Annotated in this window: 20 protein-coding genes and 1 pseudogene; 9 read left to right on the top strand and 12 right to left on the bottom strand. The window is 72.3% G+C overall.

Annotation, left to right across the window (positions count from 1 at the left end; translation table 11 throughout):
• The 4 genes and pseudogenes from KHA85_RS06320 to KHA85_RS06305 all read right to left on the bottom strand — a co-directional run.
• Positions 1–187 (bottom strand): annotated as a pseudogene (locus tag KHA85_RS06320) (hypothetical protein); the annotation flags it as partial.
• 670 nt (positions 188–857) lie between these two features.
• The gene (locus KHA85_RS06315; RefSeq protein ID WP_213185181.1) at positions 858–2138 is read right to left on the bottom strand and encodes a glycosyltransferase 87 family protein; all 1281 of its coding nucleotides are present in this window, start codon (positions 2136–2138) and stop codon (positions 858–860) included.
• Positions 2135–3763: a CCA tRNA nucleotidyltransferase gene (locus KHA85_RS06310; protein ID WP_308936876.1), complete on the bottom strand. Its 1629-nt coding sequence runs from the start codon at positions 3761–3763 to the stop codon at positions 2135–2137. The genes KHA85_RS06315 and KHA85_RS06310 overlap by 4 nt, the downstream gene beginning before the upstream one ends.
• A 75-nt stretch (positions 3764–3838) precedes the next feature.
• Complete coding sequence (locus KHA85_RS06305) at positions 3839–4171, bottom strand: putative quinol monooxygenase (RefSeq protein WP_213185180.1); 333 nt, start codon at positions 4169–4171, stop codon at positions 3839–3841.
• 91 nt (positions 4172–4262) lie between these two features.
• On the opposite strand from KHA85_RS06305, the gene KHA85_RS06300 reads away from it, so the two are divergent.
• The 9 genes from KHA85_RS06300 (at position 4263) to KHA85_RS06260 (ending at position 16370) form a co-directional block, all read left to right on the top strand.
• The gene (locus KHA85_RS06300; RefSeq protein WP_213185179.1) at positions 4263–5384 is read left to right on the top strand and encodes an alpha/beta hydrolase; all 1122 of its coding nucleotides are present in this window, start codon (positions 4263–4265) and stop codon (positions 5382–5384) included.
• A 69-nt stretch (positions 5385–5453) separates the two neighbouring features.
• A complete protein-coding gene (locus KHA85_RS18440) occupies positions 5454–6752 on the top strand; it encodes an NUDIX hydrolase (protein ID WP_308936875.1) in 1299 nt (432 codons plus the stop codon).
• On the top strand, positions 6749–9346 hold the full coding sequence (locus KHA85_RS06290; RefSeq protein ID WP_236885266.1) for a hypothetical protein: 2598 nt from the start codon (positions 6749–6751) through the stop codon (positions 9344–9346). The genes KHA85_RS18440 and KHA85_RS06290 overlap by 4 nt, the downstream gene beginning before the upstream one ends.
• Positions 9343–11220: a murein biosynthesis integral membrane protein MurJ gene (murJ, locus tag KHA85_RS06285; RefSeq protein ID WP_213185178.1), complete on the top strand. Its 1878-nt coding sequence runs from the start codon at positions 9343–9345 to the stop codon at positions 11218–11220. Before KHA85_RS06290 ends, murJ begins: the two co-directional genes overlap by 4 nt.
• Positions 11221–11307: 87 nt before the next feature.
• On the top strand, positions 11308–12936 hold the full coding sequence (locus KHA85_RS06280; RefSeq protein WP_213185177.1) for a protein kinase family protein: 1629 nt from the start codon (positions 11308–11310) through the stop codon (positions 12934–12936).
• A 50-nt stretch (positions 12937–12986) separates the two neighbouring features.
• Positions 12987–13604, top strand: a complete 618-nt coding sequence (gene sigM / locus KHA85_RS06275; RefSeq protein WP_213185176.1) for an RNA polymerase sigma factor SigM — start codon at positions 12987–12989, stop codon at positions 13602–13604.
• 133 nt (positions 13605–13737) lie between these two features.
• Positions 13738–14670: a thioredoxin-disulfide reductase gene (trxB, locus tag KHA85_RS06270; RefSeq protein WP_007629618.1), complete on the top strand. Its 933-nt coding sequence runs from the start codon at positions 13738–13740 to the stop codon at positions 14668–14670.
• A gap of 37 nt (positions 14671–14707) precedes the next feature.
• Positions 14708–15052 carry a thioredoxin gene (gene trxA, locus KHA85_RS06265; RefSeq protein ID WP_007629616.1) on the top strand — a complete coding sequence of 115 codons (345 nt, stop codon included), beginning with the start codon at positions 14708–14710 and terminating at the stop codon, positions 15050–15052.
• Between the two features lie 127 nt (positions 15053–15179).
• Entirely contained in the window at positions 15180–16370 is a 1191-nt protein-coding gene (locus KHA85_RS06260; protein ID WP_007629614.1) for an N-acetylmuramoyl-L-alanine amidase, read from the top strand.
• Between the two features lie 92 nt (positions 16371–16462).
• Here KHA85_RS06260 and KHA85_RS06255 read toward each other — a convergent pair whose 3' ends face one another.
• The 8 genes from KHA85_RS06255 to rnpA all read right to left on the bottom strand — a co-directional run bounded on the left by KHA85_RS06255 (position 16463) and on the right by rnpA (position 22750).
• Positions 16463–17125: a hypothetical protein gene (locus KHA85_RS06255; RefSeq protein WP_213185175.1), complete on the bottom strand. Its 663-nt coding sequence runs from the start codon at positions 17123–17125 to the stop codon at positions 16463–16465.
• Positions 17122–18294, bottom strand: coding sequence for a ParB/RepB/Spo0J family partition protein (locus KHA85_RS06250; protein WP_213185174.1), 1173 nt, complete (start codon positions 18292–18294; stop codon positions 17122–17124). Before KHA85_RS06250 ends, KHA85_RS06255 begins: the two co-directional genes overlap by 4 nt.
• Positions 18291–19295 (bottom strand): ParA family protein, encoded by a 1005-nt coding sequence (locus tag KHA85_RS06245; protein ID WP_213185173.1) that lies wholly within the window; start codon positions 19293–19295, stop codon positions 18291–18293. The genes KHA85_RS06250 and KHA85_RS06245 overlap by 4 nt, the downstream gene beginning before the upstream one ends.
• A 110-nt stretch (positions 19296–19405) precedes the next feature.
• A complete protein-coding gene (rsmG, locus tag KHA85_RS06240; protein ID WP_213185172.1) occupies positions 19406–20125 on the bottom strand; it encodes a 16S rRNA (guanine(527)-N(7))-methyltransferase RsmG in 720 nt (239 codons plus the stop codon).
• Between the two features lie 135 nt (positions 20126–20260).
• The gene (locus KHA85_RS06235) at positions 20261–20749 is read right to left on the bottom strand and encodes a Jag family protein (RefSeq protein ID WP_043567373.1); all 489 of its coding nucleotides are present in this window, start codon (positions 20747–20749) and stop codon (positions 20261–20263) included.
• Positions 20750–20877: 128 nt separating this feature from the next.
• Positions 20878–22080, bottom strand: coding sequence for a membrane protein insertase YidC (yidC, locus tag KHA85_RS06230; RefSeq protein WP_007629606.1), 1203 nt, complete (start codon positions 22078–22080; stop codon positions 20878–20880).
• Positions 22081–22097: 17 nt separating this feature from the next.
• Positions 22098–22367, bottom strand: coding sequence for a membrane protein insertion efficiency factor YidD (gene yidD / locus KHA85_RS06225; protein ID WP_213185171.1), 270 nt, complete (start codon positions 22365–22367; stop codon positions 22098–22100).
• Positions 22368–22387: 20 nt separating this feature from the next.
• Entirely contained in the window at positions 22388–22750 is a 363-nt protein-coding gene (gene rnpA / locus KHA85_RS06220; protein ID WP_213185170.1) for a ribonuclease P protein component, read from the bottom strand.
• Positions 22751–22762 lie beyond the last annotated feature (12 nt).

Raw genomic sequence — 22762 nt, 5'->3', positions numbered from 1 at the left:
CGCCGACGTCGGTCACCACACGGTCCGCGGTGCCGTCGACGTCCGAGTCCCAGAGGGCGTCATCGGCGTACCCGTCGCCGTCGAAGTCCAGCCACAGCGCGTCCGGCGCGCCGATTCCGAGGGTGAGGTCGGGCTCGCCCTGCCACTGCGTCGGCTCACCGACGCCGTCTCCGAAGAAGTAGTCCATGCGCCGATCGTGTCGCTCACGAACCGCACCGACCAGAGCCACCGGCCGATCTGTGGAGAGCCCACCGAGTTGTCCACAGGCCACGCGGAGCGCTTGACGCCTTTCCGCTCGTCGCGCGGCAGTTGCCGCCCGATCGTGGGGCCACGCCGTCCCGAGGAGCGGCGCTGCGGAGGCTCGCTCGGGCCCTACGGCATCGCGGTCAACCGTCGAGTGGTCAAGAACGGCAACAATTCCCCAGGTCACCGCCGCCGAAAACCGGCATTTGCGACCACTCGGCGAGCGGGGCGCTCCGAGCGGCGCTCGGGCGGTGAGGTGCGCGCTGCCGAAGCGGGCCGACTGGAGCCCGAGTGGGCGAGCTGGCTCGGTGGGGCGCCACGGGGGCCCCGGCGAGCTGGGCGGCTCGCCGCGGCGCACACCCGCCATCGAGTGGTCAAGAGCGCCCACGTTTCTCCAGGTAAGTGCGGCCGACGACCGGCATTTGCGACCACTCGGCGAGCGGGGCGCCCCGAGCGGCGTGCAGCGGGGCGGAGTCGGCAGCGTGCCGCCGGGCCAGGCGGGCGCGGCGGCGGGCGGACCGGGGGCCGGCGCGGCGAGCAGCGGCCGGCCGGGCCAGGCCAGCGGCGCGCAGCCGGCGGAACCGGCCGGGCCGCGCAGCCCGGGGGAGGCGCGGTCAACGGGCTAGCGCGCGGTCCAGCACCACGGGCTGGCGGGGGTCGCCGCCCAGATCGGGCCGGCCGAGGCGGGCCGCCCGCAGCCCGAGCACCACCAGGAACACCAGCGCCCAGATGAGGTAGGCGTTGCCGACGAGGTGCTCGACCGGGCTCCAGCCCAGCTCGCGGCCCTCGCTGTTCGGCACCCACCACTGGGGAGTCGCCAGGAAGATCACCACGCCGCTGGCGGCGAGGCCCAGCCAGAGGCGCTCGTCGCGGTCGCCCCGCCGCCCCGCACGGTCGGCCCACACCAGCGCGAGCACGACCGCCGGCACCGCCCACACCCAGTGGTGGCCCCACGACACGGGCGAGCAGAACAGCGCGACGTGACCCACCGTCACCGCAGCGGCGACCTCCTGACCAGACCGCAGCAGACGCCACGCGACCCACGCGATCCCCAACCCGATCGTCGCGGCCACGAGGAACCACACGATCGACGCGGCGGTGTCCTCGAGGCCGAGCCGGTAGACGACGCCGTTCACCGACTGGTTGGAGGTGAACGCGAGGCCGCCGATCCGCTCGGGATCACGGATGGCGAAGCTCCAGTAGCGGGCGGAGTCGTCAGGCGCGAGCAGGTGGCCGAGGCCGGTGAACGCCAGCGCGGACACCACCGCCGTGGCCAGCCCACGCCAGTCCCGCCGCAGGAAAAAGTACAGCAGGAACACCGCGGGCGTGAGCTTGATGGCCATCGCCAGCCCGGTGAGCGTCCCGCCCCACCACCGCCCGCGGCCGAGGATGACATCGACCAGCACGAGCGCCATGAGGAACACGTTGACCTGCCCGAACCCGATCGTCTCCCGGACCGGGCCGGACCACAGCGCCACCACCATGACGGCGGCCGTCAGCCACCACAGCTCGCGCGCCGGCCGCTCGCACGTGCGCGTGAGCACCAGCTGCACGACGAGCGCCAGCACCGCGATGGTCGCCAGCGTGACGAGCGCGGACGCCACCGGCAGCGGCACCAGCGTGAGCAGCGAGAAGATCTGCGCGGACAGCGGGGGATAGGTGAACGGCAGGTGCGCGCCCTGCGCGAGCTGCGGCAGTTCGCCGTACAGCTCGCCGCCGTCGCGGAACACCTGTCCGCCGACGCGGTAGACGTCGAGGTCGATGCGGTACGGCGGGATCTGCTGCAGGCCGGGGATGCCGACGGTATGCAGTAACGTGCCGACGGCGGCGAGGACGACGACGACGAGGCGACCGACCGCCGACGAGAGGTAGCGGTCGACCGCTCCGCCGGTCACGCCGGGTCGCCGTTCTGCCGGTCCGGGTCCGATTCCTCGGCCGGCTGGTCCCCGCCGTTCTGCTCGGCCCACCACCGGAGGAGTTCGGCCTCGGCCTCGTCCCGGTCGAGCGGGCCGCGGTCCAGGCGCAGTTCCTTGAGGAACGCCCACGCGCGGCCGACGTCAGGCCCGGGCTTGAGGCCGAGCAGGCTCATGATCTCGTTGCCGTCGAGGTCGGGGCGGACCCGCGCGAGGTCCTCCTTCTCCTCGATCTCGGCGATCCGCCTCTCCAGCGAGTCGTAGTTGGCCTGCAGCTTGGCCGCGCGGCGCCTGTTGCGGGTGGTGCAGTCGGCGCGCACGAGCCGGTGCAGGCGGGGGAGCAGGTGACCGGCGTCGGAGACGTAGCGGCGCACGGCCGAGTCGGTCCACTGGCCCTCGCCGTACCCGTGGAAGCGCAGGTGCAGGAACACCAGTCCCGAGACGTCCTCGATCATCTGCTTGGGGTACTTCAGGGCGCGCATGCGCTTGCGGACCATCTTGGCGCCGACCACCTCGTGGTGGTGGAACGTCACGCCGCCGCCGGGCTTCGCGGCACGGGTGGCGGGTTTGCCGATGTCGTGCAGCAGCGCCGCCCAGCGCAGGACGAGGTCGGGCCCCTCCGGCTCGAGGTCGATGGCCTGCTTGAGCACGGTCAGCGAGTGCCAGTAGACGTCCTTGTGCTGCATGTGCTCGTCCCGCTCGAGCTTCATGCCGGGCACCTCGGGCAGCACGTGGTCGGCCAGGCCGGTCTCGCACAGCATGTTGATGCCGTCGATCGGGTAGTCGCCGAGAATCGTCTTGTCGAGCTCGGCCCGGACCCGCTCCGCGGTGATGCGGTCGATCTCCGCGGTCATCTCCGTCATCGCCCGGAACACGCGTGGCGCGAGGGTGAAGCCCAGCTGGGAGACGAAGCGGCACGCCCGCAGCATGCGCAGCGGGTCGTCGGCGAAAGACTGCTCGGGCGCGGCCGGGGTGTCGAGCACGCCGGCCAGCAGCGCGTCCATCCCGTTCAGCGGGTCGACGAACTCGTGCCGGCCGTCGGGGTGGAGACGCACCGCCATGGCGTTGACGGTGAAGTCGCGCCGCACCAGGTCCCCGTCGAGGGTGTCCCCGTAGACGACCTCGGGGTTTCGGGTGACCCCGTCGTAGGAGTCCGCGCGGAAGGTCGTGATCTCGATCTGCTGCTCGATCCCGTCACCGTCCCGCTTGACGGCGGACAGCGTGCCGAACTCGATCCCCGTGTCCCACACCGCGTCCGCGTAGCGGTCGAGGATCTCCCGGACCGTCTCCGGGCGGGCGTCGGTCGTGAAGTCCAGGTCCGTGCCGAGACGCCCGAGCACGGCGTCGCGGACGCTGCCGCCCACCAGATACAGCTCGTGCCCGGCCTCACCGAACGCCGCCGCCAGCGGGGACAGCACGTCGGCGAGCTGGTTGAGGGTGGTCTGGGCGCCGGCCAACAGCCGGACCCTGCGGGCCTCGACCTCCGCCGGATCGGGCCTGGCGCCGGGGCCGTCCTGCAGACCCGAGAACACCGCGGCATCGTGTCGGTCGGAGGCGGCACGATCGCCGGCGGCGCTGCGATCGGAGGTCGGTCTGCGGGCTGTCACGGCGCTGACTTTACCGAGTGGGCCCGACATCCCCCGGCCGGGCGGAGAACCGGCGCTGGCGACCCGCCGCGGGTCTCAGTCGTCCGCCACGGCCGTCTTGGACCACAGCGACTCGACCGCCTCGACCTCCGGCGGCCCGCTCAGCAGGTCCCCCGACTCCTCGAGATACCGCAGGTAGGCCGGGTTGCCGAGGAACTCCTGCGCGGCGGCCGCGTCCCGGTAGTGCTGGAACACCACCATCACGTCCGGGTCCACGTACGAGGCGCACAGGACGTAGGCGCGGTGCCCGTCGTTGGCCTGCACCGCCTCGGGCATGTGCCGCCGCCACACCTCGATCAGTTCGTCGCGGCGGCCCGGCTTGGCCCGGTGTCGCAGGACCAGGGCGTGCGCGGGCGGGCCAGAGCTCATACAGCGGACTCTAGCCGCGCCCGGGTCGCCGGTCCCGTCGCACGTGACGCCCACCCCGACACCCTGTGCCCTGTGACAGGAGTGACTTAGAGTGACGGGCGTATCTCGTCGTCGTCGCCCCCGTCCACGCCTGTCACCCACCCGACGGACCGGCGCCCCGGTCGCCGTCACCCTCGCGGCGGTGGCGGCCCTGACCAGCGCGACGGTCACCCTGACCGCGGTCGTCCCCGGGACCGTCCCCACGGCGGCCGCACAGTCCGCCGGCGGCGTCGACACCTCCACCGCCCTGGGCTTCACCACCGCCCCGCGACCCACGGCCCCGCCGCCCGCCGACCCCGCACGCCCGCAGGTCCTGCGCGTCCAGCCCGTGGAGGGCCGCAAGGTCCTCGCCGACGTGTGGTCGCCGGCCATGAACAAGGCGGTGCCGACGTTCGTCCTCCTCCCGCCGAGCGCGCGCCCGGCGCCGCTGCTGCTGCTGCTCAACGGCGTCGGCGGCGGCGAGGACCACGTCGGCTGGGCCTACCACACCGACTACCACGACTTCTTCGCCGACAAGCACGTCCTCGTCGCCAGCCCCGAGGGCGGCCGGTTCAGCCTCTACACCGACTGGCAACGGCCCGACCCCGTCCTCGGCGTCAACCGCTGGCACACCTTCCTCGACTCCGAGCTGCCCGCCGCGCTCGCCGACCTCTGGGCACTGAACGGCACCCGCGGCGTGATCGGCGTGTCCATCTCCGGCGGCCCGGCCCTCACCCTCGCCGCGACCGGCCGACACCACTACGCGGCCGCCGCGTCCCTGTCCGGGTTCCCCGAGGTCTCCACGCCGCTCGGCCGCGCCGCCATGACGGCGATGGTGGCCCGCGGCGGCGGCAACGTCCACAACGCGTGGGGCGCCCCCGGCGATCCGGCGTGGTCTCACAACGACCCGTCGCACGACGTCGAGCGACTCCGCGGCACCGCCCTCTATCTCGCCTCCGCACCGGGCAACCCCGGCCCCGACGACGCCGCGGAGTTCGGTTCGGCGACCCTCGCGATCGGCGCCCCCACCGAGCTCGCCGCCGACCTGGGGACCCGCCACATGGCCGCCGCGCTGCGGGCCGGCGGCGTGCCGTTCACCTACGACCGCTATCCCAGCGGCGCGCACACCTTCGGCCTGTTCTCCCGCGAGCTGCGCGACTCGTGGCGGGTCGTCGGGCCGGCGCTCGGGGCCTGACCGTGCGCGGCCCGGCGACGGCACGCCGTGGATTCCGGTCAAGTCACCCCCGGCCGGTAGCATCGATGGGTGTCCGAAGCCGATCGTCCCGCCGACCCGCGCGCCAACGCGCCGCGGCGTCGTCGTGCGCGTCGGCCGGCCGGACCCGGCTCGGCCGGCCGTGATTCCGCAGGTCACCGCCCCGATCGCGGCGGCGCGAAGGGCTCCGACGGGCAGCGGTCCGGCCACGGCGACGCCCCGAAATCGGCCGCCCAGAACACCTCCGGCGGCGCCGGTGGCGCGTCCGGGCCGAAGGCCGCCCAGGGGGCACAGTCCGGCGCCCCCGATGACGGACAGCACCGCCAAGGTCGGCGACGCCGTCGCGGAGGCCGCGGACGGCGCGGCGGCCGGGGGCAGGGCCGCGCGGCCGAGGCCCAGAAGCAGCAGGGCGCCGACACCACCCACACCGTGAAGTCCGGCGACGGCACCGCCGGCGCGACCTCACGCCAGGCGCCCCGCCACCCACGCGCCTCCACCCGATCCCGATCCGGTGGGGGACAGGCGGCCTCGGCCAACACCACCCGCACGTCGCCGCCCGGGAAGGCCGGCGCCAAGGGCGGGTACAAGGCCGGTGGCAAGAACGCGCCCAAGAACGCGCCCAAGACCGGCGCCAAGGCGGCGTCCAAGCCGGGCGCCCAGGGCGGCAAGGGCGGCGCCAAGAACGCCCGCGGCGGCCGCGGGGGAGCGCGCCATCCCCGCGGGGGCCAGCGCCTCAAGACCGTGCTGGAGACCTCGGCCGGCGGGCTGGTCGTGCGCGGTCTCGAGCGCGCCGCGAGCGGGCCCGAGCCGGACCTGTCCCGGCTCGAGGTGGCGCTCATCGGTCGCCTCGACCGGCGCGGGCGCATGCTGTGGTCCATGCCCAAGGGGCACATCGAGCCGGGCGAGACCGTCGAGGAGACGGCCCGGCGCGAGGTGCTCGAGGAGACCGGCGTCGACGGCACGGTCCTGGCGGCGCTGGGCACCATCGACTACTGGTTCGTGGCCGAGGGTCGGCGCATCCACAAGACCGTCCACCACCACCTCATCCGCTACGACCACGGTGACCTGTGCGACGAGGACCCTGAGATCACCGAGGTCGCGTGGGTGCCGTTCGATGACCTGCCCCGCCGCCTGGCCTATCCGGACGAGCGGCGGCTGGTCGAGGCCGCCCGCACCCTGTTGCCGCAGCTCGCCCGCGCCGAGGCCGCAGGCGACAACCCTCCGCCCGCCGACGCGCAGGTGGTGGACCCGTCCCGCCGCGCCGACGGTCCGGAGCCGGTCCGCCGCAGCCACGCCCGGGGGTCGGCAGCCGCGCCCCGCGACGACGCCCCGGAGGAGTCAGGGCCGTGATCGGGCGGCCGGTTGGGCGCGCAGTCCGGGCGGTCGTCCCGACGGCGCTGTGCGCGGCACTGGCGATCGGACCGGGCTGGGGCGTCGGCACCGCGTGGGGCCCGGCCGCGGCCCGCGCGATCACCCCCGAGCAGGCCTCGGCCGCCGGCTACATCCCCAATCCGGCCCCCGCACTGGCCAGGATCAGCATCGACGAGCTCACCCCTCGGGTCCTCGACGGCGCGAACGACCCGGCGGGCGCCGGGGGCGGGGGAGGGGCCGCCGTCGGCACCGAGGCCGGCGTCCCGGTCGTCACGGTGTCGGGGACCATCACCAACGTCGGCGACACCCCGCTCGAGGCGGTCGACGTGCGCCTGCAGCGCGGGCCGCGGTCCGCCGACGCCGAGTCGGTGCGCGAACCGCTGGTGTGGTCGGAACCGTCGTTCGGGGTGCGCGGCGAGTTCGTCCGCGTGGCGGAGGCCGTGCCGCCGGGCGCGTCGGTGACGTACCGGGTCTCCATGCCCGCGCGCGCCGTGCCCGGTGATCCGGGCCCCGACCTGCAGCTCACCGAGCCCGGCGTCTACCCGCTGCTCGTCAACGTCAACGGCACGCCCGCGGGCGGATCCCCCGCGCGCCTCGACGACGCCCGCACCCTGTTGCCCGTGCTGGCGGCGCCGCGGCCGGCGACAGTGCCGGGGGTCGACGACGACGAGGTGGTCGACCCCTCGCCGGCGGACGAGCAGGGTCCGGCGCCGGTCCCGCTGACGGTGCTGTGGCCGCTGGCCTCGTCACCGACGCGGGTCGCGGCGGTGCCCGGTGTCGAGGGTCCCGATCCCGTGGTGATGCTGACCGACGATTCCCTCCTGCGGGAGCTGTCGGACTCCGGTCGCCTCACCGGTCTGGTCCGCGCGGCCGACGAGGCGTTCGACGGACCCGGGGGTCAGGAGCTGCGGCGTTCGATGTGTCTGGCGGTGGATCCGTCGCTCCTGGGGACCGTGTCCGAGATCGCGGGCGGCCGCCCCATCGTGATCTCCGACGACGCCGGATCCGATCGCGACTCCTCCGCGCGGGGCGCGAGGGCCCGCGGCGGGGATGACGACCCCGGGGACGGCGGCGCCACCACGCGCCCGGCCGATCCGGAGGCCGTCGCCGCGGACGCCACACGGTGGTTGGACGAGCTGCGTGCCCTTTCCGACGGCGCGTGCGTGGTGAGCCTGCCGGCCGCGCAGGCGGGCCTCGAGTCGGTCGCGGCGGTGGGGTCCACCGACCTCACGCGTGCGGCGCTCGACAACGCGGGCTCCGTCGAGCGGATCCTCGGGGTGGCGCCCGTCCCCGACGTGGTCGTGCCCGCCTCGGGCACCCTGGCGCCGGGCACCGCTGAGGCCCTCGCCCCGCAGGGTGGTGGCGCGGGCAGCGTAGTGGTGGCCGCGCCGTCCACCCGCACCGACACCGGCCTCGTGCCGCCCCCCGGGGTCGTGGGACTGGCCGGCACGGCGGTCGGACGCGCGCTGACCTACTCCGCGACGATCGGCTCGGCCCTGGCCGCGACCGGCGACGTGCCGGAGAACCCGCGCTACTCGGACCCGGACACCCGGTACTGGCTCACGGCCGACTCGCCGGCGGCCCGGCTCCAGGACGCCCGCGCGGCCCTGCTGGCGCCAGTGGTGGACGCGATCGACGCGGCGGGTGGCCCGGGGGACACCACGGCGGACGCTCAGGGCGTCCTCGCCGTGCCGCCGCAGGTGTGGACCGTCGACGGGGAATCGGCCGGCTCCCTGCTCGAGTCGCTCGGCGCCCAGCTGGCGGCCGGCCGCATGCGGGCGCTCCCGCTCACCGAACGCCTCACCGGCCCCGTGACCGTCCCCGACGGGACCCTCGCCCCGGATCCGACGGGCGCGGTCGACCCCGGCGCGCCCGACCCCGCCGGCGCGGACCGGCGCATCGCCACCGCCCTCGAGGCCGTCAGCACGCTCCGCTCGTTGGTCGACACCTCCGATCCGACCTCCGCGGGCGCCCAGGACCACCTCGACCCGATGGTCACCGACGCGCTGCGGGTCCTCTCGGAGACCGGGCGGCGGGCCGGCGGCGACGGTGTGGACCCCGGATCCGGGACCGGCGAGGACGCGCTGGCCCGGTCCGCCGCGCGACTCGACCGGCTCGAGGAGACGGTGAGCGCCTCCCTCGACCGCGTCGACCTCCTGCCGCCGGGCAGCGTCTTCACGATGGCCAGCCCCAACAGCCCGCTCCTGCTCGTGACGCGCAACGCCCTGCCGTTCCCGGTCCGCGTCGGCGTGACGGTGACCGCCCCGGAGGACATCCGGGTGGACCCGGTGGGGGTCGTCCAGATCCCGGCGAGCGGATCGCTCACCCTGCAGGTGCCCACCCAGTCCGACGCCGAGGGCGGCACCCGGCACGCCGTGACCTTCATGCTCACCGGACCGGACGGCCGACCGCTGTCGGAGCCGGTGGAACTGTCCGTCCAGACCGGCGGGTACCCGGTCGCGCAGGCATTCGCGTTGGCCGCGGCGGCGCTCGCCCTCGTCCTCGGGGGTCGGCGCTACCTGCGCTACCGTCGGGGCATCCTCGACCCCGCGGACGAAGGGCACCGACCGTGAACGACGAGCAGGGGTCCACCGGACCCGAACTGCGCAGACCGGATCCCGGCCTCAGGGCCAGGCGGCGTGAGTCGGGCAGCTGCGTGCTGCCCGGCCCGGCGTCGCCGCCGCCGGTCGCCGACTCGTTCGTCCCCGACGCGATCCCTACCCCGGCCATGACGGCCGCCTCCGTGGGCGCGGGGGCCCCGGCTCCCGGCACGTCCACGGACGGGTCCTCCGAGTCCCGCTCCGGGGGCGGGACCGGGGGCCGCACGCGCGACTCGTCCGACGCGTCCGTGATGCGGTCGACGGGCTCGATGGCCGTGGCCAACCTCGCGAGCCGTATCACCGGCTTCGTCCGGATGATCCTCATCCTCACCGTGCTGGGCCCCGCGGTCGCGTCGGCGTTCAACACCGCCAACACGCTGCCCAACATGATCACCGAGCTCGTGCTGGGTTCGGTGCTCACGGCCATGTTCATGCCGCTGCTGGCCAAGGCGGCGCAGGAGGACGCGGACGGGGGAGTGTCCTTCATCCGCCGCCTGCTCACCGTCACCTCGGCGCTCGCGCTCGGCGCGACGGTGCTCGCCGTGGCGTGCGCGCCACTGCTCACCGAACTCAACCTCGGCGACGGCGAGGTCAACACCGACCTGGCCACCGCGTTCGCGTTCCTGCTGCTTCCGCAGATCTTCTTCTACGGCGTGTTCTCCGTGATGCTGGCGGTGCTCAACTACAACGGCGTCTTCCGGCCCGGCGCGTGGGCGCCGGTGTGGAACAACGTCGTCGCGATCGCCACGCTCGCCCTGTTCGCGGTGGTGGGCAGCGGTATCGACCCTGCGGCGCCGGTCAACCTGCTCAGCGGCCCGATCCTGCTGCTCGGTCTGGGCACGACGCTCGGCGTGGTCGTCCAGGCCGCCGTCCTCGTCCCCGCGCTGCGCCGCGCCGGTGTCGACCTGCGCCCGCAGTGGGGGCTCGACCCGCGGATCAAGCAGTTCGGCGGGCACGCGCTGGCCGGCGTCACCTACGTCCTCATCTCGCAGGTCGGTCTGGTCATGACCAACCGCATCGGCGCCGCCGCCGACGAGGCCGCCATCGCGATCTACCAGACCTATTGGCTGCTGCTGCAGGTCCCGTACGGGATCATCGGCGTCACGCTGCTCACGGCGATCAACCCCCGCCTCGCGGACAACGGCGTCGCCGGCCGGAACGACGCGGTCGTGCGCGACATCTCGCTGGGCACCCGGCTGTCCCTGTTCGGCCTCCTGCCGATCATCGCGTTCATGACGGCGTTCGGGCCGACCATCGCCACGGGCCTGTTCCGCTACGGCAACTTCGATGCCGACAGCGCCCGGGTCCTCGGCCTCACCGTTGCCGCCGGCGCGTTCACCCTGGTGCCCTACGCGATCGTGCTCCTGCAGCAGCGCGTCTTCTACGCCCGTGAGGACTACTGGACGCCCACGGTGATGATCCTCGCGATCACCGTCGTCCGGGTCGTCCTCTCGCTCCTCGTCCCCGCGGTCGCGGACGAGCGCTCGCACGTGGTGATCGGCCTCGCCCTGGCCAACGGCATCGGCTGGGTCGTCGGCGCGGTGGCCGGGTACGTCCTGCTCCGCTCGAAGCTCGGGTCGTTGCGCGGCCGGGAAACCCTCCGGTCCGCCGCGTGGACGCTCGGCGCCTCGGTCGCCGGCGCCCTGGTGGCCCTCGCGGTGGACACGGTGCTGCCGATGGACGCGCTCACCGACGCCGTCGGCAGCATCGGCTACGTGCTCCGCGCGGCGCTCGCCGGTGTCCTCACCCTCGCGGTCACCGGGCTGGTCCTGTCGAGATCCCGTCTGCCGGAACTGGACTCCATCACCCCCGTTCTCCGCGGCCTCGTGGGGCGTCTGAGGCGATAGTCGATTCCCCGGGCGGGCGGTACGTACACTCGAGGGGTCACGAGCGGCCGACGGGAGGCCGGGCGCACCAGGCGAGGAGGACAGCGGGTGGGCGATCAGACCGGGGCCCCCGTGGGGTCCGCTTCCCCCACTCCTCCTCGTCTGACCGTCGGCGGCCTCGTCTCCGGAGGCCGGTACGAGCTGCTCGAGCCGTGCGGCGGCGTCGCCGGGCAGGCGTTCTGGAAGGCCCGCGACCGGCGCCTCGACAGGTTCGTCGCCCTCACCTTCGTCGACCCCCTTCCCGGCGAGCAGCCCCCGGGCTCGGCCACCGGGGTCCTCGACCGGACCGTCGCCCTGACGTCCGTCTACTCCGACGGCCTCGCGCGCGTGCTCGACGTCATCCGCGGCCGCGCGGGCGGCATCGTCGTCACCGAGTGGATCCCGGGCCGCAGTCTCGCCGCCGCCGTCGCGGAGCCCGATCCGGACTCCGCCGTGGGCGCGGTGTGGGGCCTGTCCGACGCCGCGACCCGCGCCGAGGAGGCCGGCCTCGCCCTCGGGTTGGACTCGCCGGACCGGGTCCGCCTCACCGAGGACGGGCGCGCCGTCCTGTCCTTCCCCGGAGTGCGCGAGGGCGCGGACGCCCGCGCCGACGTGCGGGGACTGGGCGCGGTCCTCTACGCGCTGCTCACCGGGACGTGGCCGCTGCCCCTTCCCGACGGGTCCGACCGGCACGATCCGGCCGACGGGCGCCCGGGGGAGGCCCCGAGGGGCGACGACGACGAGGTCCTCGATCCCACGGCGGTCGGCTCCGGGGTCTCGCCCGAGTCCGCCGTGCTGACGATGCGGACGCTCGACGGGTCGTCGGTGAGCTCGGCGGCCACCGTGAGGTCCATGGTTGCCGACCGCGTCGGCGGGCCGGTGCGCGCCGCGCGTGTCACCCGCCCGGTCGACCCGGACCCGGCGGGCGGGGCGTACGACGGGGCGTACGCGGGCGGGACCGCTGAGCCGTATTCCGAGCCGTACTCCGACCCGGACCCGGAGACGCAGAAGCGACGCTGGCAGATCATGGCCGGCACCTCCGCCGCGGCGGTCGTGGTGATCGTCCTGGTCCTCACGTGGTTGCTCGGCGGCTTCGGCGGCACGAGCAACAACACGCCGTTGTCGCAACAGCTCGACGCGATCGAGCGGGCCGCCCAGGCCAGCCGGGCGTCCCAGACCACCGAACCCGCGCCGGAGGACCAAGCGGACGCCGAGGAGACCGAGCGGGACACCCCGGACACGCCGGTCGAGGTCTCGACCGTGACGACCTGGCAGCCGGCGTCCTCGGCCGGCACGGCGGAGAACTCGGCGAGCGCGCCGAACGTGGCCGACGGTGACCGGTCCACCTCGTGGTCGAGCGACACCTACCGCGCGCAGATCGGCGACTCGCCGTCCGCCTACAAGCCGGGCATCGGGCTGATGTTCACCCTCGACGGCGAGCAGGAGGTCCGGCGGGTCGTCCTGCACTCCGAGGACGACGACGTGCGCTTCGAGGTGCGCTCGGCGACCAGCGCGACGCCGAGCTCCCTCGACGAGACCACCCGGCTCGGGACGGGCACCGTCCGCGACGGCGAGGCGACCGTGACGATCGACGAGCCCGAGGAGTCGCGGTACCTCCTCGTGTGGATCACCCGGCTCGGCACGTCCGGTGCCCAGGCCTACGACGCCGAGATCACCGAGGTCGAGCTCACCCGCTGACCCGCCCGGCGCCGAGGTGGCACCCCCACCGGCCGAGGCACCGGGTTACCGTGACGCCCGTGAACACCGGTGCCACCGTCACCCCCGCCCCGACGACGACGCGTGCGCCCCTGCGGGCGGAGTCCCCGCTGACGGACTCGGAGTTGATCGACGCGCACGTCGCCGGCGATCCGGACGCGTTCTCCGCGCTCGTCCGCCGTCACTACGACTACCTGTGGCGGCTGGCCATCCGGACGTCGTTCAACCGCGATGACGCCGCGGAGGCCCTCCAGGAGGCCCTCGTCTCGGCGTACCGCAAGGCGGACACGTTCAAGCACGCCTGCCCCGTCCAGGGATGGCTCTACCGGATCGTGGTCAACGCGTGCCTGGACAAGATGCGCGCCCAACGCCTGCGCACCCATACGCAGCTCACCCCGTCACTGCACGAACAGGTCACCCTGCGCGATCACTTCCACCAGGATCCCGCCTACGCGATCATCGTCGCCGAGGCGCTCGCGGGCCTGCCCGACGATCAGCGCGACGCCGTCGTCGTCGTCGACATGTTGCGGTGCACCGTGGCCGAGGCCAGCCACCTGCTCAACGTCCCCCCGGGCACCATCAAGAGCCGGTGCGCCCGCGGCCGCGCCAAGCTCGCCGTCCTCCTCGAGGGGGTCACCCTCACCGCGTGAGGGGGAGACCGGGGACACTGGGGGAACAAGCCGCCCCGCCCGCGTGTTGAGCCCTGGTGAGTAGGCCTGACACGGTGGTGCAGGTCCGCCACCCTCCCCATCGACCGCCCACCCCGAGGAGCCCCGAGAACTCATGAGCGACACCGTCCACGACGTCATCATCGTCGGATCCGGCCCGGCCGGCTACACCGCCGCCATCTACTCCGCGCGGGCCGAGCTCAAGCCGGTGGTCTTCGAGGGGTCGCAGTTCGGTGGTGCGCTCATGACCACCACCGACGTGGAGAATTTCCCGGGCTTCGCCGAGGGCATGATGGGCCCCGACCTCATGATGCAGATGCGCGAGCAGGCCGAGCGGTTCGGCGCCGACCTCCGGATGGAGGACGTCACGTCGATGGACCTGGCCGGCGACGTGAAGATCGTCCGCGTCGGCGAGGAGGAGCACCGTGCCCGCGCCGTCATCCTCGCGATGGGCGCGGCCGCCCGCTACCTCGGCGTCCCGGGGGAGCAGGAGTACCTCGGCCGCGGCGTGAGCTCCTGCGCCACCTGCGACGGCTTCTTCTTCCGCGACAAGCCCATCGTGGTGGTCGGCGGCGGCGACTCGGCCATGGAGGAGGCGACCTTCCTCACCAAGTTCGGCTCCTCGGTGACCATCGTTCATCGCCGCGAGGAGTTCCGCGCGTCGAAGATCATGCTCGAGCGGGCCCGCGAGAACGAGAAGATCTCCTTCATCCTCAACACGACCGTCGACCAGGTCGTCGCCGGCAGCACCGGCTCGGTCGAGAAGCTGTGCCTGCGCAACACGGTCACCGGAGAGACGAGTGAGCTCGAGACCGCCGCGATGTTCGTGGCGATCGGCCACGACCCGCGGTCGGAGCTCGTGCGCGACCAGGTCGAGGTGGACGAGGACGGCTACGTCCTCACCGGCCAGACCACCGCCACCTCCATCCCCGGGGTCTTCGCCTGCGGCGATCTCGTCGACAAGCGCTACCGCCAGGCCATCACCGCCGCCGGTTCCGGCTGCTCGGCGTCGATCGACGCCGAGCGTTGGCTCGCCGAGCAGGCCTGACCCAGCCACCCGAACCTCCACCGAAAGGACCGCCATCATGGCCGACACCCCCAACATCGTCGACGTCACCGAGGCCGACTTCGCCGACGCCGTCCTCGCCGCCAGCGCCTCCAAGCCGGTGCTCGTGGACTTCTGGGCCACCTGGTGCCGCCCGTGCACCATGATGGCGCCGGTCCTCAACGAACTCGCGGGCGCCGAGGCCGACAAGCTCACGGTCGCCAAGGTGGACGTCGAGGCCAACCAGGAGCTGGCCGCCGAGTACCAGATCACCGCGATCCCCGCGCTCCTGCTGTTCTCCGAGGGACAGCCCGTGAAGCGCCTCACCGGCGCGAAGTCCAAGTCGGCCCTGCGCTCGGAGCTCAGCGACGTCCTGGGTTCCTGAGGGTCCCGCAAGAAGCTGCTGAGAGACCCCCTGAGCCGTCCCCCGCCGCGCGGCGCGGTAACGGCACTCGGGTGGGTGAGGCGGTAAGTTCATTCGAGTACGTAACTCGAGAGAGCGGGAGGAACCCATGGCGTGGAGGCGTGGTGACCGCGGGCCCGAGGTGGCCGCGATCCGGGCCACCCTCGCTGGGATGGGCCTGCTTCACAACATCGATTCGGTCGGGGTCACCGAGCCGGAGACCGGCTCGGTCCTCGCCCGGACCGACGCGGTGTTCGACGCCGATCTCGAGACGGCCGTTCTGGCCTTCCAGCAGGCCCGTGGGCTGATCTCCGACGGGATCGTGGGTCCGGCGACCCAGGCCGCCCTCGACGACGCCAGCCACGTCCTGGGGACGCGGGATCTGAGCTACATCGTCTCCAAGCCCATGGCCGGGGACGACGTCGCCCAGCTCCAGCGCCGGCTCGGCGAGCTCGGTTTCTACGCCGGTCTCGTCGACGGGACCTTCGGCGCCCTCACCCACGCTGCGGTCACCGACTTCCAGCGGGACTGCGCCCTCGAGGCGGACGGCGTCGTGGGCGCCGAGACCCTCGACACCATCAACCGCTTCTCGACCCTCTTCAAGGGCGGCGACGTGGCGTCCCTCGTCGAGAAGGAGCGCGCCCGTACCTCCGGTCCGATGCTCGCCGGCAAGCGCATCGTGCTCGACCCCGGGCCCAGCGGTTCCGAGAACCCGATCCGCATCGACACGCCCTACGGGACGATCACGGACGCCGAACTCCTGTGGGACATCACGCGACGCCTCTCCGAGCGGATGAACCAGGCCGGCGTGGAGGTCTTCCTCTCGCGGCCCGAGGCGATGATCCCCACCGATCCTGAACGCGCGGAGATCGCCAACGCGTTCAACGCCGACCTCGTGATCTCCCTGCGGCTCGACCGGCATCCCAATCCCGTGGGCAACGGGGTCGCGACCTTCTACTTCGGTAACTCGCTGGGCGCGGAGTCCATGCTCGGTGAGGCTCTGTCGGGATTCATCCAGCGGGAGATCGTCAGCCGCACCGAGCTGCGGGACTGCCGCACCCACGGCCGCAGCTGGCCACTGCTGCGGATGACCCGTATGCCGTCCGTGCAGATCTACCTCGGGTACGCACACAACGCCGGCGACCTCGCCATCCTGGGGGACCGCGACGCGCAGGACACGATCATCGATTCGATCCTCGTGGGCGTCAAGCGCCTCTATCTACTCGACGAGGACGACCATCCCACCGGATCGATGTCCGTTGACGACCTCATCGACTACGAGCAGCGCCAGCGCAGCTGAGCCGGGCGGGCCGGGCCCGCATACGCACCACCCGCACCCGGCCTCGGCCCAGCCGGCATCACGCCCCGGACCCGGCCTCGCCCGGCCGGACCTCACGCCCGGGCCGACGCCCCCGACAACACGCCGACCCGGCGGGTGGCGAAGCCGTGCTCCGCGAACAGTTGATCGAGCGCGCGCTCGACGTCCGCCTTCCACAGGTGCTCGCTCTGGATGTCGAGCCGGAGCCTCGGATGGGTCTCGTGCGGCGCGATGATGGTGAACCCGTGCTCGATGAGGAAGCTCGTCGCCGGCACGCACGAGTCCGCGCCGCACGTGTCACGTGACGCTATCTCGCCCGTGTCCTCGGACGCTACCCCGAAGGCCTCGATGGCCTTGATGCCGCGACTCCGCAGGTCCACCACGACCGCGTCGAGGAGCGAGGTGAGGACTCCGGCGGGGGCGCCATCCTCGACGCTCATCCCCGCCAGGAGGATCGCGTCGGCGCCGACCGGTGAGGTCGGGAAGCAGGACGCTCGGGGGATCATCCCCGGGGGCGCGTAGAACGCCGCCGCCGCGGGCTTGTCGGCGGCCCGGGCGATCTGTCCGCACACGCCCCACTCGAGCGAGACGTGGGAAATCCACGCCTCCTTCTCGAACTCCGGATCCCCGGGGGGGCCACTCGTCGACTCGCCGTCCGTCTGCCAATAGACGCAACGCCGGGCCCGCGGGCCGAGATGGTCCACGGCGGACAGGTCCAACGAACGAATCGAGATCATCGTGTCGTACCGGTCGACCCGCCCTCGAGTAGAGAAAGGACACGCGCCAGGTCGTCCGCGTCCCCGACATCGATCGTGATGCGGCCCTTGCGGCGACCCATCGTCACCGACACCGAGGTCTCGAAGCGGTCGGACAGTCGACCGGCCACCGCCTCGAGCTCGGGGTCCTTCCGACGACCGCGGGGAGCGGGCTTCGGCTTCTCCTCGGCATCTCCGGCATCACGGTTGGCCAGAGTGACGATCTCCTCCGTGGCGCGGACGGATAAGCCCTCCGCGACGATCCTCGCGGCGAGCTCGTCCTGCGCGGCCGCGCCCGCCTCCAGCCCGAGGAGCGCGCGGGCGTGGCCGGCGGACAGGACGCCTGCCGCAACCCTGCGCTGGACCGCGGTGGGGAGCTGGAGGAGACGGATACTGTTCGTGATGGCCGGCCTGGACCGCCCGATCCGGTTGGCGAGCTCGGACTGCGTCACGTTGAACTCGTCGAGCAGCTGCTGGTACGCGGCCGCCTCCTCCAGGGGATTGAGCTGCACTCGGTGGATGTTCTCGAGCAGGGCGTCGCGAAGGAGGTCCTCGTCCTCCGTCTGACGGACGATCGCGGGGATCGTCGCCAGCTCGGCCCGCTGGCTCGCGCGCCAGCGGCGCTCGCCCATGATGAGCTGATACCGGCCGCCGGACATCTCACGGACGACAATCGGCTGCAGTAGGCCGAACTCCTTCACGGAGTGCGCGAGCTCGGCGAGCGCCTCTTCGTCGAAGTAGGTCCGCGGCTGCTTGGGGTTCGGGTCGATGTCGCTCGGCGAGATCTCCCGGTAGACCGCGCCCGGATCGACCAGGTCAGCGGTTTCACGTGAAACCTCGCTCGTACGCTCGCCGCGATCGCCGGTCGGCGTTTCACGTGAAACAGCGCCCCGCTCACGACCCCCTCCTGTGAACGCCGAGGATGCGGCGCGGCCCGCACGGGACGCTCCGGCATCGCCGGCGGACTCCGCCGGCGCCGCGGTATCCGCAGCCGCGCGACGGGGGCGCGGGGGAGAGGTACGGGGACCGCCGGCGCGGGGGCCCAGGATCACGTCGGCCGCGTCGCTACCGAGCCGCGGGCCGTCCTCGGGTCCGGTCGGGATCAGGGCCGCCAGCCCACGTCCGAGACCACCCTTGCGTTGCTGACTCATCGACTCTCCTCCGGACGCGATTCGTCCGCGCTCATGCCGGGGGCGGGGGTGCCCACCAACTCGTCAGTCGTCGTATCGCCACCCGGGCTACTCGCCCCCCGGTCGTCCGGCCCCCGGTCGCTTGCGCGCCGGCTGGTGACGCGCCGGCCGTTGATCTCGCGGGCGGCGTCGAGGTAGGCCAGGGCACCTCGGGATCCCGCGTCGTACTGGAGAATGGTCATCCCGAAACCCGGCGCCTCCGACACCTTGACGCTCCGAGGGATGACCGTCCGCAGCACCGTGTCGCCGAAGTGGCTCCGTACCTCGCCCGCGACCTGCTCGGCCAGCTTGGTTCGGCCGTCATACATGGTGAGCATGATGGTCGAGATCTCGAGCTCGGTGTTGAGGTGCTGCTGAATCAGCTCGACGTTGCGCAGCAGCTGTCCCACACCCTCCAGTGCGTAGTACTCGCACTGGATGGGGATGAGCACCTCGCTCGCGGCCACCATCGCGTTAACGGTGAGCAGGCCCAGGGAGGGCGGGCAGTCGAGGAAGACGTAGTCGATCCCGAGCAGCCGGAGATCGTCGGGGTGAAGGACCTCGGCCAGTCGCCGCTCCCGGTGGGGTAGGCCGACGAGCTCGATCTCCGAGCCCGCGAGATCGATGGTCGCGGGAATGCAGTACAGCTGCTCGGCGTGCGGGCTCTTCTGCATGAGGTCCTCGATCGAGGCCTCCCACATCAACAGTTCGTAGCTCGACGGCGTCCCCTCGCGGTGGTCCACACCGAGAGCCGTGCTCGCATTCCCCTGGGGGTCCATGTCGATGACGAGGACACCGAGCCCACCGAGAGCCAGAGCTGCGGCGAGATTGACGGTGGACGTCGTCTTCCCGACGCCGCCCTTCTGGTTGGCGATCGTGATGATGCGCGGCGTCTCAGGCCGGGGGAGCGCGGGGGCATCCCCGTGGAGCACCTCGTTCGCCTGCCTCGCAGCCGCGAAAATCGGGGTCTCGTCGTCGGACATCCGTCACCTTTCGACTTCCATCATGGACACCGGCCGTGCAGCATCCGCTGCCCGTGGAGTCAGTGTTTCACGTGAAACCGACACGATCCCGGGCCGGATGCCCGGGCCGGTCACCGGACGCGTCGTCCTCCCCCGCGAGATCGCGAGCCACGGTGTCCCATCCTAGTCGCCAGACTGCCGATCACCAGCCTCGTCGGCTCCGCATCGGGGGCGGCCACGGTCTCGACGCGAAGCCCCTCGAAACCGAGCGTGGCGAGCGCCCCGCGATCCCGCTCGACCTCGTCTGCCGCGGACTCACCCTTCAGCGCGACCATTCGCCCGCCGACCCGGAGTAGGGGAGCGGACCACCCGGCCAGCTTGGCCAGCGGCGCGACCGCGCGGGACGTCACGACGTCGGCATTCCCCGCCGTCGCGATGACGGCCTTCTCCTCCGCCCGGCCACGCACCACTCGCACGTCGATACCGAGCTCGTCGATGATCTCCTCGAGGAACGTGACGCGCCGCAGCAGCGGTTCCACGAGCGTCACGCGGAGATCCGGTCGGGCGAGAGCGAGCGGGATCCCGGGCAGGCCGGCGCCGCTGCCGATGTCCACGACCGCCTCCCCGTCCTCGAGCGCAGACGCCGCCGCAGCCGAGTTGAGGACGTGCCTATCCCACAGACGGGGACGCTCCCGAGGCCCCATCAGACCGCGCTCCAGTCCCGCGGTTCTGAGGAACTCGACGTACCGGATCGCCAGTGGGAGACGCTCGCCGAACACGTCCGCGGCGCCTGCGGGCACGCCGCCCAGGCCGCTGTCACGTGTCGTTTCGTTAGTGGTGTCGTCGGTCATGGCGTTGCGCTACCTCCATCGGGCCCAGACCCGGTTTCACGTGAAACATCGAACTACATCGTTGTCATTCTTCCCCGGACACGCGACAGGGGTGCGAGCCGCTCGACTCGCACCCCTGCACGGGTCCTCATCGCCTCACTCCGGCAGGACGACCACCCGGCGGTTCGGCTCGACGCCGGTCGAGTCCGACGTGACCCCGTCGATCTCCGCGATCGCGTCGTGGATGATCTTCCGCTCGAACGGGGTCATCGGCTCCAGTTCCTCCGACTCTCCGGACTCGAGCACCCGCTGGGCGGCGACACGACCGGCATCGGTCAACGCCTCCCGCTTGGCCTCGCGCCATCCGGCGATGTCGAGCATCAGCCGACTCCGGTCACCCAACTCCTGCTGGACGGCCAGACGGGTCAGCTCCTGGATCGCATCGAGCACCGCGCCGTCCGGACCCACGAGCGTGTCGAGATCGTCGCCCCCGACGATGCTCACGACCGCGCGGTCGCCCTCGACATCCAGGTCGATGTCCCCGTCGAAGTCCAGGATGTCGAGGAACTGCTCGAGATAGTCACCGGCAACCTCGCCTTCCTCGACCAATCGTTCCTCGGACACCTCGATGCTCCTTCTGGACATGGACCCGCCTCCGTCGTGACCGCCGATCGCCGCACCCACATGAGCCGACGAGTATCTACCCCAAGTATGGGACAAGGTCCCCGACGCCGGAGCATCGGGGACCTCGTCCAGTTGCGTGCCCTACCGGGTCACCGCTTCTTTTTCTTCTTCTTGTTCTTGGGCCGCGATCCGGAGGCCTTCTGGGCCGGCCTACTTAGCTGACCGCCCGGCGCCTGTGGTCGCTGCCCCGGGCGGGGCCCGCTCGGCGAGGGAGAGGCGGGAGCGGCCTTCGGCGGGACCACCTCGTCGTCGTCCCCCTTCACCTCATCCGCGCCCACGGTGGGCGCGGTGGCCACGGCGGTACCCGAGGCGGCGGCCGACCCGCTCCCACGGCCCTTCTTGGGGTTGACCGGCTTCACCCCGACACGCGGGGCGAGGGCCTTCTGCTCCTCACGGCGCGCCAGCGCGGCGGCGTCGTCCTCCTTGGCCATCCTCTCGTACAGGAAGTACTGCTGGCCCAGCGTCCACAGGTTGTTGGTGACCATGTAGACGAGGATCGCCATCGGCCAGAACGCGCCGGTCACCAGGATGCCGATGGGGAACGCCCACAGCATCAGCTGGTTCATGATCTTCGCCTGCGGGTTCGCGGCCGCCTCCGGCGACTGGCGCGACAGCGACACACGGGCGTTGAAGTGGGTCGTGACCGCCGAGATGATCATCAGCGGGACGGCGACCAGGATGATGTTCCAGCGGGCGAAGTCCAGCGCGGCACCCGGCTCGACGAAGGCCTGGAACTGCTCGACCGGCTGCGAGATGAACGACGACAGCGGGGCGCCGAACAGGCGGGCGTCGAGGAAGCTCTGGACCTCGTCCGCGTTGAACACGTAGTTGCCCGTGTTGCGCGTCTCCTCGGCCGTCATCCCCAGCGCGCCGAACTGCTCACCCATCCGGTTGAACGAGCGCAGCACGTGGAACAGGCCCAGGAACACCGGGATCTGGATGAGCATGGGCAGGCAGCCCAGCAGAGGGTTGAAGCCCTCCTGCTTCTGCAGCTTGCGGGTCTCGACGGCGAGCTTCTCGCGGTCGTTCTTGTACCGCTTCTGCAGCTCCTTCATCTTGGGCTGCAGCTCCTGCATCTTGCGGGAAAAGCGGATCTGCTTGGCCGCCGGCCAGAACAGCAACGCGCGCAGCGTGACGACGAGGAAGATCACCGACAGCGCCCAGATGACGCCGTTGGAGTCCGGCGCCTCGACCCACGGGAGGAGCCCCCCGAGGAAGGCGAAGATCTTGTGCCAGAACCAGAGGATCCCGGAGATCGGGTAATAGACCAGCGGGTTGGTGATGAACGACATGGGTGTGTGAGTCCTAGCTACGTTCGTGAAATGTGGTCGTGCGCGTCATGCTCGTCCGGGGGATCGGGCGCGCGTGGCTCCGGGACCGGGTCCCACCCGCCCGGCGTCCACGGGCCGCAGCGCAGCAGGCGCCACACAGACAGCCAGGTGCCGTACCAGGCGCCGTGGACACGCACGGCCTCGACGGCGTACGCGCTGCAGGTCGGCTCGAACCGACAGCTCGGCGGGGTGAGCGGCGAGATGCCCTTCTGATAGAAGTCCAGCATCCACAGCAGGACCCGTGCCACGGGTCCCGGCCGGCCCCGGGTCACGATGACCCCCGAGCCCGCGACGCCGCCGCGGCCAACCCGGTTCTCATATCCCGCACCAGATCCGCGTGAGGCGCCGTCGCCGACGCCGGGTTCGCGCGCACGACGACCAGGAGGTCCGGGTCGACGTCCGCCAGCACCTCGGCGGCGATATGACGAAGCCGCCGGCTGACCCGGTGGCGTGTCACCGAGTCCCCGACGGCTTTGCTCACGACGAGCCCGAAACGCGGACCGCCCACGCGGACATCCGAGGAGTCCACGTGGGCGTGTACGACCATGGTGCGGCGGCCCTTCCTGGCACCCTTGCGCACCACCGTCGCGAAATCAGCGGAACGGTGGAGCCGGTGCGACCTGGGAAGCACGCGCCACCCCGG

The sequence above is a fragment of the Dietzia massiliensis genome (assembly GCF_018390595.1).
Lineage (GTDB): Bacteria > Actinomycetota > Actinomycetes > Mycobacteriales > Mycobacteriaceae > Dietzia > Dietzia massiliensis.
This window is presented reverse-complemented; position numbering and strand designations above follow the sequence as displayed.

What these genes read in the sequence shown, in the direction of transcription:
- KHA85_RS06305 (WP_213185180.1), bottom strand. Translation starts at nt 4,171, where the DNA reads ATGAGCTCTGGCCCGCCCGCGCACGCCCTGGTCCTGCGACACCGGGCC.
- trxB (WP_007629618.1), top strand. Translation starts at nt 13,738, where the DNA reads ATGAGCGACACCGTCCACGACGTCATCATCGTCGGATCCGGCCCGGCC.
- trxA (WP_007629616.1), top strand. Translation starts at nt 14,708, where the DNA reads ATGGCCGACACCCCCAACATCGTCGACGTCACCGAGGCCGACTTCGCC.
- KHA85_RS06260 (WP_007629614.1), top strand. Translation starts at nt 15,180, where the DNA reads ATGGCGTGGAGGCGTGGTGACCGCGGGCCCGAGGTGGCCGCGATCCGG.
- KHA85_RS06255 (WP_213185175.1), bottom strand. Translation starts at nt 17,125, where the DNA reads ATGATCTCGATTCGTTCGTTGGACCTGTCCGCCGTGGACCATCTCGGC.
- KHA85_RS06250 (WP_213185174.1), bottom strand. Translation starts at nt 18,294, where the DNA reads ATGAGTCAGCAACGCAAGGGTGGTCTCGGACGTGGGCTGGCGGCCCTG.
- KHA85_RS06245 (WP_213185173.1), bottom strand. Translation starts at nt 19,295, where the DNA reads ATGTCCGACGACGAGACCCCGATTTTCGCGGCTGCGAGGCAGGCGAAC.
- rsmG (WP_213185172.1), bottom strand. Translation starts at nt 20,125, where the DNA reads ATGACCGACGACACCACTAACGAAACGACACGTGACAGCGGCCTGGGC.
- KHA85_RS06235 (WP_043567373.1), bottom strand. Translation starts at nt 20,749, where the DNA reads ATGTCCAGAAGGAGCATCGAGGTGTCCGAGGAACGATTGGTCGAGGAA.
- yidC (WP_007629606.1), bottom strand. Translation starts at nt 22,080, where the DNA reads ATGTCGTTCATCACCAACCCGCTGGTCTATTACCCGATCTCCGGGATC.